The sequence below is a fragment of the Subtercola sp. RTI3 genome, from assembly GCF_035018625.1.
In the GTDB taxonomy this organism is placed as follows: domain Bacteria; phylum Actinomycetota; class Actinomycetes; order Actinomycetales; family Microbacteriaceae; genus Subtercola; species Subtercola vilae.
This window is the reverse complement of sequence record NZ_JASJXO010000022.1, coordinates 49,219-59,062: the sequence shown is the minus strand read 5'-3', so window position 1 is coordinate 59,062 and position 9,844 is coordinate 49,219. Positions and strand designations below refer to the sequence as shown.

Annotated in this window: 11 protein-coding genes; 4 read left to right on the top strand and 7 right to left on the bottom strand. The window is 67.3% G+C overall.

Annotation, left to right across the window (positions count from 1 at the left end; genetic code table 11):
• Positions 1 to 28: 28 nt before the first annotated feature.
• Positions 29 to 922, bottom strand: coding sequence for an SDR family oxidoreductase (locus QN358_RS10225; protein ID WP_323512277.1), 894 nt, complete (start codon positions 920 to 922; stop codon positions 29 to 31).
• A gap of 133 nt (positions 923 to 1,055) precedes the next feature.
• Between QN358_RS10225 and QN358_RS10220 the strand changes: the two genes are divergently transcribed.
• Entirely contained in the window at positions 1,056 to 1,637 is a 582-nt protein-coding gene (locus QN358_RS10220; protein ID WP_136642580.1) for a TetR family transcriptional regulator, read from the top strand.
• On the opposite strand, the gene QN358_RS10215 is transcribed toward QN358_RS10220, so the two are convergent.
• Positions 1,617 to 1,991 carry a hypothetical protein gene (locus QN358_RS10215; RefSeq protein WP_323512276.1) on the bottom strand — a complete coding sequence of 125 codons (375 nt, stop codon included), beginning with the start codon at positions 1,989 to 1,991 and terminating at the stop codon, positions 1,617 to 1,619. The genes QN358_RS10220 and QN358_RS10215 overlap by 21 nt on opposite strands.
• Before the next feature lie 114 nt (positions 1,992 to 2,105).
• Here QN358_RS10215 and QN358_RS10210 point away from each other — a divergent pair, with 114 nt between their 5' ends.
• Positions 2,106 to 3,488: a magnesium chelatase gene (locus tag QN358_RS10210; RefSeq protein WP_323512278.1), complete on the top strand. Its 1,383-nt coding sequence runs from the start codon at positions 2,106 to 2,108 to the stop codon at positions 3,486 to 3,488.
• On the top strand, positions 3,481 to 5,538 hold the full coding sequence (locus QN358_RS10205) for a VWA domain-containing protein (protein WP_323512275.1): 2,058 nt from the start codon (positions 3,481 to 3,483) through the stop codon (positions 5,536 to 5,538). The genes QN358_RS10210 and QN358_RS10205 overlap by 8 nt, the downstream gene beginning before the upstream one ends.
• 35 nt (positions 5,539 to 5,573) lie before the next feature.
• Here the strand turns inward: QN358_RS10205 and QN358_RS10200 are convergent, their stop codons facing one another.
• From QN358_RS10200 to QN358_RS10180, 5 genes are read right to left on the bottom strand one after another with little or no spacing between them, the layout of a single operon-like run.
• Positions 5,574 to 6,341, bottom strand: coding sequence for an SCO1664 family protein (locus tag QN358_RS10200; protein ID WP_323512273.1), 768 nt, complete (start codon positions 6,339 to 6,341; stop codon positions 5,574 to 5,576).
• Positions 6,341 to 6,898, bottom strand: a complete 558-nt coding sequence (locus QN358_RS10195) for a DUF3090 domain-containing protein (RefSeq protein WP_323512272.1) — start codon at positions 6,896 to 6,898, stop codon at positions 6,341 to 6,343. The genes QN358_RS10200 and QN358_RS10195 overlap by 1 nt, the downstream gene beginning before the upstream one ends.
• Before the next feature lie 9 nt (positions 6,899 to 6,907).
• The gene (locus QN358_RS10190; RefSeq protein ID WP_323512271.1) at positions 6,908 to 7,618 is read right to left on the bottom strand and encodes a histidine phosphatase family protein; all 711 of its coding nucleotides are present in this window, start codon (positions 7,616 to 7,618) and stop codon (positions 6,908 to 6,910) included.
• A gap of 9 nt (positions 7,619 to 7,627) precedes the next feature.
• Positions 7,628 to 7,993 carry an MmcQ/YjbR family DNA-binding protein gene (locus tag QN358_RS10185; protein ID WP_136642574.1) on the bottom strand — a complete coding sequence of 122 codons (366 nt, stop codon included), beginning with the start codon at positions 7,991 to 7,993 and terminating at the stop codon, positions 7,628 to 7,630.
• A 50-nt stretch (positions 7,994 to 8,043) separates the two neighbouring features.
• Complete coding sequence (locus QN358_RS10180) at positions 8,044 to 8,970, bottom strand: DMT family transporter (RefSeq protein ID WP_136642573.1); 927 nt, start codon at positions 8,968 to 8,970, stop codon at positions 8,044 to 8,046.
• Positions 8,971 to 9,111: 141 nt separating this feature from the next.
• On the opposite strand from QN358_RS10180, the gene QN358_RS10175 reads away from it, so the two are divergent.
• Complete coding sequence (locus QN358_RS10175; RefSeq protein ID WP_323512270.1) at positions 9,112 to 9,729, top strand: hypothetical protein; 618 nt, start codon at positions 9,112 to 9,114, stop codon at positions 9,727 to 9,729.
• Positions 9,730 to 9,844 lie beyond the last annotated feature (115 nt).

Below are 9,844 nucleotides of genomic sequence, written 5' to 3'. Positions count from 1 at the left end.
AGATGTGTATAAGAGACAGGGTGACGGGCTACGCGAAGTACGAACCGGCGTCGAGGTCATCGACGAGGGTCGGGCCGGTGGGGGTCCAGCCGAGCAGCTGCTGGGTGAGCGCCGACGACGCGGGGATGTCCATCGCGAAGAAGCCACCGATCATGCCGAGCTTCGCCGTGGCCTCGCCGGGGTCGATCGAGCGCACGGGCAGGTTCAACCCGCGCCCGATGGCCTCGGCGATGGTGCGGGTCGGGATGGCCTGCTCACCGATGGCGTGCAGCAGCGTGCCCGGGGCAGCCTTCTCGAGGCCCAGACGCACCACACGCGCGGCATCTGAACGGTGAACCGCCGGCCAGTGGTTCGCGCCATCGCCGACATAGCCCGAGAAGCCGTTGGCGCGCGCGGCGTCGACGATGAACTTCACGAAGCCCTGGTCGCCGGCCCCGTGCACGGTGGGCGCGAATCGCACGCTCACGGTACCGACACCCTGCTCGACGTACTCGAGGGCGCGGTTCTCGCTGCCGCCGCGGGGCGACTCGAGGCCGTGAAACGGCGACGCGTCGTTTTCGGTCAGTGCTCGGCCGGCGACGGCCCCGGCCACGCCGGAGGCGAGCAGAAACTTTCGGTTCGATCCGGCCAGCGCCTCGCCGATCGTCTCGACGGCCTCGCGCTCGGCCTTGTTCGACACGGCGGGGTTGGCCCAATCGTGTTTGTTCGCGAGGTGAATGGTGGCATCGGTCGATGAGGCACCCGACCGCAGCGCCTCGAGGTCGTCGAGGTCGCCGCGCAGCACTTCGGCGCCCTTCGCTTCGAGGGCTTCTGCCGAGGAGTCAGACCGGGCGAGCCCGAGAACCTGGTAGCCGTTCGCGAGCAGTTCGTCGGTGACGGCAGAGCCGATCCAGCCGGATGCCCCTGTGATGAAGACGCGCATGAGTGGTGCCCCTGTCTGCCCGCCGTTCGCCGGTCGGGCTCTCGATGTCAGAACCTGTCATCGGTTCCGAAAGCCACTCTAGTCCTCATGTCAGGTTCTGTCATCACCAGTTTCCGCCGGGTATGATCGACGCATGGCACGATGGGAACCCGCGGCGCGCGAGCGCCTGCAGAAGGCTGCCCTCGAGCTGTTCGTGGCGAACGGCTTCGACGAGACGACCGTCGCCGACATCGCGGCAGCGGTGGGGCTCACCGAGCGCACGTTCTACCGTTACTTCACCGACAAACGCGAGGTGCTCTTCGGCGGCCAGCAAGAATTTCGGCAGGGTTTCATCGACGGCGTCACTGCCGCGGCTCCGGATGCCCGGCCCCTCGATATCGTCGCAGCATCGGTTGCGGGGGTGTGCCGGGCATCGCACGTCTTCAACGAAGAACGTCGCCCGTATTCCCGCCTTCGCCAGAAGGTCATCGCCGCCCACCCCGAGCTGCAGGAGCGTGAGCTGCTGAAGATGGCATCGCTCGCGGGCGTTCTCGCGGCGGCCCTCCGCGAACGGGGTGTCACCGAGCCCGCCGCCTCACTCGCGGCCGAGTCGGGAGTGACCGTCTTTCGCCTCTCGTTCGAGCACTGGATCGCCGACGGATCGGTAGAGACCCTGAGCGAGATCGAGAGCGCGATGTTCGAGGTGCTGAGGGAGCTACCGGGCGGGCCCCAGTAGTATCGCGAGCAGTGCCGCCGCCCCGCCCACGATGAACATCATGGTGCCGAGCTGCATGGTGCGCGACTTGTTGCGGTCGGCCGTGGGTACGTCGACTTCGAGAATGGGGCACCCCGACCATCCGATCAGCCCCACACTCAGTGCCACAAGCGACGAAGCGACCCAGAACAGCAGCCGCACACCGCCCGTCAGCAGAGCAGGTCGCCAGCCCGAAGCGAGCAGCAGGCCGAGAACAACGGCGATCGAACCGACAGCGGCAGCGAACCACACTGTGCCGGTCTTCATGATGCGCTGAACGTTTTCTTCTGGAGACATCAGGTAGTGCTTTTCAACAGCCGTCTGTTGGGTGGTCACTGCTTCGGCTTTCTCTTGAGGCTTGTCGACAGGAGGCGAGTCGGCACTTGATGAAAGGTTGTACATACAAAATATATTCCGCCTCAGGCGTGCAGGCGTAGCATTGCGGAGGTGATGCGACCAGCCTTGACAACCGTCGGCGCCCTCCGTACAGGGGGGCATGTGCAGAAAACCCTGCGTGCAGAGATTCGTGACAACCTGCTCTCTGCGCTTCGCGAGGGGCGTGATACGTGGCCGGGCCTGCACGGGTTCGAGTCGACAGTGATACCCCAGGTCGAGCGGGCCCTGATAGCAGGGCACGACATCGTGCTGCTGGGTGAGCGCGGCCAGGGCAAGACGCGGTTGCTCCGCACGATGGTGGGGCTGCTCGACGAGTGGTCGCCGGTGATCGATGGGTCTGAGCTCGGTGAACACCCGTACGAACCCATCACGAGCGAGAGCCGGCGCCGGGCATCCGAACTCGGCGATGACCTGCCGGTGGCCTGGCGCGCGCGGGAAGAGCGGTATTTCGAGAAGCTCGCGACGCCCGACACGAGCGTGGCCGACCTGATCGGCGATGTCGACCCGATGAAGGTCGCCGAGGGGCGGAGCCTGGGTGATCCCGAGACCATTCACTTCGGTCTCATTCCGCGCAGCCACCGGGGCATCGTGGCGATCAACGAGTTGCCCGACCTGGCCGAGCGCATTCAGGTCGCGATGCTGAATGTGATGGAGGAGCGCGACATTCAGATTCGCGGGTACGTGCTGCGACTGCCGCTCGACGTGCTCGTGATGGCCAGTGCGAACCCCGAAGACTATACGAACCGCGGGCGTATCATCACGCCGCTGAAAGACCGGTTCGGCGCAGAGATTCGCACGCACTACCCCACCGAGCTGGCCGACGAGATCGCAGTGATCCGGCAGGAGGCCGACCTGGTCGCCGAGGTTCCCGACTACCTCGTCGAGATTCTCGCCCGGTTCACTCGGGCGCTGCGGGGTTCGAGCGCCGTCGACCAGCGGAGCGGCGTGAGCGCGCGCTTCGCCATCGCGGGCGCCGAGACGGTGGCCGCGGCGGCCATTCACCGGGCCACGCGGCAGGGCGAGGAGCAGGCCGTGGCGCGGCCGATCGACCTCGAGACGGCTGTCGACGTGCTCGGCGGCAAGATCGAGTTCGAGTCGGGCGAAGAAGACCGGGCCGACGAGATTCTCGACCACCTGCTGCGAACGGCCACGGCCGAGACGGTCAGGGAGCACTTCAGGGGAATCGACTTCAGTGTGCTGGTCGATGCCCTCGAGAGCGGTGCCATGGTCACGACCGGCGAGCAGGTCGCCGCCCGCGACTTTCTGGCGGGCCTGCCGGCCCTCGGTGAGTCGGAGCTGTACGACGAGATCGCTGGGCGGCTGGGCGCGAGTACCGAGGGTGAACGGGCCGGCGCGATCGAGCTGGCGCTCGAGGGTCTGTACCTCTCCCGCAAGGTGAGCAAGGAGAGCGGCGGGGGAGAGGCCATCTATGGCTAGAACGAACCGGCGGCTGTCTCGGGCCACCCGTTATGCGAGGTACGCCGGGGGCCCCGATCCGCTGGCGGCGCCCGTCGACCTCACCGAGGCCCTCGATGCCATCGGCGAAGACGTCATGGCGGGCTACTCGCCCGAGCAGGCGATGCGCGAGTTCCTGCGTCGCGGGAGCAAAGACCGCGCCGGGCTCGACGACCTGGCCCGCCGGGTGGCGGAGCGCCGGCAGGAGCTCGCTCAGAAGCACAACCTCGACGGCACGCTGCAGGAGATCAAGCAGTTGCTCGATTCGGCCGTGCTCGCCGAGCGCAAGCAACTCGCCCGCGATGCAGGGCTCGACGAGGGCGATCGGGCCCTGGCCGAGATGCAGCTCGACAACCTGCCGGCGTCGCCTGCCGCCGCCGTGAGTGAACTGAACGGCTACGACTGGCAGAGCGGCGCTGCCCGGGCCGACTTCGAGAAGATCAAAGACCTGCTCGGCCGCGAGATGCTCGACCAGCGTTTCGCCGGCATGAAGAACGCGCTCGAGAACGCGACAGATGACGACCGCGCGGCCATCGCCGAGATGCTGAACGACCTCAACGCGCTGCTCGACGCCCACACTCGCGGCACAGACACCCCCGAGCAGTTCGACGAGTTCATGCAGAAGCACGCCGACTACTTTCCGGAGAACCCGCAGACGATCGACGAGCTGCTCGACACGCTCGCCCAGCGCGCCGCGGCGGCCCAGCGCATGCGCAACTCGATGACCCAGGAGCAGCGCGACGAGCTCGACGCCCTCGCCCAGCAGGCCTTCGGCAGCCCCGAGCTGATGCAGTCGCTCGCTCAGCTCGACGAGAACCTGCAGTCGCTCCGCCCGGGCGAGAACTGGGGTGGCTCCGAGCGAATGGAAGGTCAAGAGGGCCTCGGGCTCGGTGACGGCACCGGCGTCTTCCAAGACCTCGCCGATCTCGACGAGCTGTCTGAGCAGCTGTCGCAGTCGTACAACGGCTCGCGGCTCGACGATCTCGACCTCGACAAGCTCACACGCCAGCTCGGCGATCAGGCCACCGTCGACGCCCGCGCCCTGCAGCAGCTCGAGAAGGCGCTGCACGAGTCGGGCACCATGAAACGCGGGTCTGACGGGCAGTACAAGCTGACCCCGAAGGCCATGCGTGCGCTCGGGAAAGCACTGCTGCGCGACGTGGCCGAGAAGCTCTCGGGACGCCAGGGCAACCGCGACCTGCGGCAGGCTGGGGCTGCGGGCGACCGTTCCGGTGCGACCCGCGAGTGGGCGTTCGGCGACACTGAACCGTGGGATGTGACGCGTACGATCACGAACGCCCTCACTCGCACGGCGGGGGAGGGGCGACCGACAGGTTCGGGCATCCGCATAGAAATCGGTGACGTCGAGGTTCACGAGACCGAGGCGCGAACGCAGGCGTGTGTCGCGCTGCTCGTCGACACGTCGTTCTCGATGGCGATGGATGGTCGGTGGGTGCCCATGAAGCGCACCGCGCTTGCTCTGCACACGCTCATCACGAGCCGGTTCCGCGGCGACGAACTGCAGCTGATCGGATTCGGGCGGGCGGCAGAGGTGATGCAGATCGAGCAGCTCATCGGCCTCGATGCCATGTGGGAGAAGGGCACGAACCTGCACCACGCCCTGCTGCTCGCCAATCGTCATTTTCGTAAACATCCCACTGCGCAGCCGGTGCTGCTGATCGTCACCGACGGTGAGCCCACGTCGCACCTCGAACCGAACGGCGAGGTGTACTTCAACTACCCGCCCGACCCGGTGACCGTGGCGTATGCGGTGCGCGAGCTCGACAACTCGATGCGGCTCGGAGCGCACACCTCGTTCTTCAGGCTGGGCGACGACCCGGGCTTGGCCCGGTTCATCGACTCGATGGCCCGGCGGGTGGGCGGCACGGTCGTCGCGCCCGAAGCCGACGATCTCGGTGCGGCGGTGGTCGGTTCGTACCTCGGTTCACGCAAACCGGGCGGCGGTTTCGGTGCCGCCGGCAGCGGGTTCGATGAGCTGTTCGGCCGTTCGGGCGGGCTCTGGGCGCGCTGAGCGTATCCGGCTCGGCTCGGGCGAACTGGGCCAGGTCAGAACAGTGGCCACGGCATCGCGGGCATCTGCCCCCGCGGCGCCGGAAACCGTGGGTTCGCGAGCAGCCGGTCGCACCGGCGGCCCAGAGCTAGCAACTCGACGGGGCTGATCAGCTCTGCGAGTCGTGCGCCGAGGTCACCGGCCAGACCCTCGCGCACCCGCTCGACCCCCGCGACCTCGTCAGGCTCGAGGTCGTCGCCCAGCCAGCCCCACAGCACCGTGCGCAGTTTGTGTTCGACGTGAAAAGTGAGGCCGTGGTCGACGCCGTGGCGGTGCCCGTCGGGCATCGCCAGAATGTGATACCCCTTGCGGTCGGCATTGTTCACGACGATGTCGAACACGGCCATGCGCCTGAGGGCGACTGAGTCTTCGTGAATGAGGGCAACGGGATGATCGTCTTCGTCTCGCCCCTCGAAGACGTGCCGCCACCCCACCTCTGGCACCGCGTCGAGTGCCACGAGGTCGACGGCCTCCTGCTCGGGGTCGGCCTCCTGCCACAGCTGAACCATGCCCTCACCGAACGGCCCGTCGCGCAGCCACGTGCGCGGCACCACGTTCCAGCCGAACGCCTCTGAGACGAGGTAGGCTGCCACCTCACGGTTCGCCAGGTTGCCGCTCGGGAAGTCCCAGAGCGGGCGCTCGCCGGAGATGGGCTTGTACACCACGTCGACATCGCCGAGCTGGGCGAGAAACGTTCCATTCGAGGCCGTCGTGATGCGACCGGTGATGTCGAGGGCACCGTCGAACACGTCGGCCTCGGGCATCAGACCTCGCCGGGAACCGGGCAGATGTGCCCGTCGCCGTCGATGGGATTGCCGCAGAGTGGGCAGAGTGGCCGGCCAGCCCCGACCACCTCGCGGGTGCGCTTCGCGAACGCCCGCGCGGTGCCGACGGGAATGCGAACCAGCAGCTTCTCGGCCGGCTCGTCGGTGTCGGGGTCGAAACCCTGGCCCTGATCGGTGTCGGTTTCGACCAGGGGGTATGCCTCGATGACGACCTGCGCGGTCGACGGATCCCAGCCGAGGCTCATCGCGCCGGTACGGAACTCCTGCTCGACCGGCTGGTCGAGCGGCTCATTGTCGACCAGTTCGATCGGGGTGATGGTGGGCACGCTGTAGGGGTTACCCTCGCCGGCCATCAGCTCATCGAGAATCTCGTCGACCTTCTCGGCGAGCAGCGCCGACTGCTCCTTCTCGAGGGCAACGCTGGCGATCTGGGCGCCGGTTCGCACCTGCAGGTAGAACGTGCGAGCGCCGGGGTGGCCGACAGTGCCGACGACGAGCCGGTCGGGCCAGGCGAACTCATGAACGATAGTGGGCATGAGAATATTTTATGAGCCAGAATCGCTGGATGGCGCCTCGTGGCCTGCTCCGCCGCCCACGTGCGCGTCGGTTGTCGCCGGGGTCGCCCGCAGCCACGAGAGGTCGCCCGAATCGGTGTTGGTGGCGATCACGTCGGGGCGGCTGGCCGAGTAACGCACGATCGAGACCGAGGCCGGCCCCACGTTGATGCGCTGAAAGAGGTCGAGGTGCATGCCGAGCGCGTCGGCGAGGATCGACTTGATGATGTCGCCGTGGCTCACGGCCACCCACACCGCGCCCGGGCCGTATTCGGCCTCAATGGCGGCGTCGTGGCGGCGGATCGCCGCCACCGAGCGGGCCTGCATGGCAGCCAGAGACTCGCCACCGGGAAAGACCGCGGCCGACGGCTGCGACTGCACCACAGACCAGAGTGGCTCTTTCGACAGCTCGCTGAGCGGCCTGCCCTGCCACTGCCCGTAGTCGCACTCGGTGATGCCGCGGTCGATGGGGGCCAGGGGCGAGCCGTTCTGGCGGTCGAGAATGAGCTTCGCCGTCTGGCGGCAGCGCTCCAGAGGGCTCGACACCACGGCCACCAACGGCACCGCAGCAAGTCGCTCGCCGGTGCGCTCGGCCTGGCCGACGCCCACCTTGTCAAGCCTGACCCCTGCGGTACGACCGGCCAGCACTCCGCTGGCGTTCGCTGTGGTGCGGCCGTGCCGCACGAGAATGACTGTAGCCATGACCCCAGCCTAGACAGGCCGCCCGGGCCGGCGATCACGGGGCAACGTCGCCACCACGATGTCGTACGAGTTGCCGATGAGGTCTTCGAGAAGCGTCTCGGTGGTCTCCTCGCCCGGGATGACCGAGATCCAGTGCCGCTTGTTCATGTGGTACCCCGGGGTGACGCTCGGGTGTTGCGCCACAAGCGCTTCGGCGTGCGGGGGTGCGCACTTGAGCGTCACGAGCGGCCGGTTGTCGCGGGATCCGACGATAGCGAACACCTTGCCCACGACCTTGAACACCTCGGTACCCTCGCCGAACGGTTGCCCCTGGGTGCTGGCGGGTAGTGCTGTGGCAATCTGCTCGGCCAGGAGGGTGAGTCGCAGTGCATCCATGCCTCAAGCATGCACCGGTGCCGGCCAGAACGGGAAGGGATGCTCTTCGCTCAGACGGGTGCGGCAATGGGCGACCGCCGGGCCAGCTGAATGACCCCGTACACCGCGAGGCCGCCGGCGATCACGAACACGATGCCTGCCCACCACGGGGCCGAGGCGGCCTCGCCGAGCACGATGATGCCGATCGTCACGCCCACCATGGGGTCGATGACGGTGAGCCCGGCCACCACGAGGTCGGGCGGCCCCGACGAGTAGGCCGTCTGAACGAAGTACGAACCGAACAGGGCTGCCACGATGACGCCGACGAGGCAGACGATGGTGAGGCCGTCACCGGCAACGAGGTGGAACCCATTGTTGATGATGGTGTGCACACGGTCGATCACGAGTTTCGCGAGGGTCGCCACGAAGCCGAACAGAATGCCGGCACCGAAGATGTAGAAGACGGTGTTCACGCGCTTACGAAAGAGCACGAAGGCCACGATGAGAAGGCTCACCACAACGGCCAGGATGATGAGCACGATGACGAGCTGGGTCGTGCCGATCGGAACAGAACTGGTGGTCAGCGCCGCCACGGTGACGAACAGCCCGATGCCGCCCACGCAGAACGCGATCGCGCGGATGGTCGACTTCGACAGCTTCTGCTTGTGTGTTCGAGCATTCACGATGGCGGTGATCACCAGGGCGAGCGCGCCCAGCGGCTGAACCACCGTGAGGGGGGCGAGAAAGAGGCTGGTCAGTTGGCAGACCACTGCGAGGCCGAGCATGAGGGTTCCGATGACCCATGAGGGGCGCCGCGCGAGCGCGAACAACTGCTGCACGTTCAGGCCGGTTCTGGCGCTGGTGGTGGTCGCGGCATCCACCTTGTTGACGCCGCGGTGTTGGAATTCTGTGCCGAGGGCGAGGAACACCGACCCCACCAGTGCGATGGGGATACCCAGCGACTGCATGGGCGACAGCGAGATCAGATCAACGGCCATGCTCAAACGTAACCGCTCGTACGCCGCCGCAGGCACACCGCCCCCCGACCTTGACACTCAGGTGCCGCTATGGGTAGTGGGGGCTACCCTGAGGTGGTGTTCTCGTTTCTGGCCGGGCCGCCCCGCTCCCCCCGTAACAGGGTGACCCGTGTGACGGTCGTGGGTGCCGCCCTCGCTGCGTTCGGGCTGGTGGCCCTCGTGTCGCTGGCGCCACCGCCCGTGACGCCGGCCGACGGCTACGTTCAGGCGAGCGCCGGCGGCAGCCTGCAGATCGTGCGGGTACCCGGCGACGCGTCGGGTGTCATCGTGACGCGCGACGACTACGCTTCGGCGTCTGCGGCCAAGAACCTCGCCGCCGGCACGACCAACCGCGACTGGGCAACGCTGGTGCTGGCGCTCGCCGGGTTTCCGCTCAGCGACACGAATATCACCGTGATGCTGCGCTGGATGCGCCAGGAGAACGGCACCGATGACTGGTGGAACCGCAACAACCCGCTCAACAACGGCTGGGGTTCGGGCGGCGGCAGCGGCTTCGGCAGCTACGACACCCTCGTGACCGCCGCCGCGAACTGCGCAGAAGCTCTGCACAGCGTCGGCGGGTACTCGGCGATCGTTGCCGGTTTCGCCGCCTCTGCCCCGACGAACGTCATCGAGCAGGCCATCTGGGCCTCCCCGTGGGCCTCGAGCCAATACGCGAACGGAGCGCACTGGTCGTACGTCGACGTGCCGATAGTGGCGTCACCCGCCGGCACCTGGTAGCTCTGCTCGGGCCGGTGGTTGCGGATGCCTGCTGCCGTGCATCCGGAGACCCGCGAGTTTGCATGCGTGGTTCATAGCACCGGCATGGTGAGCGCATAGAACTCCTTCGTAACGT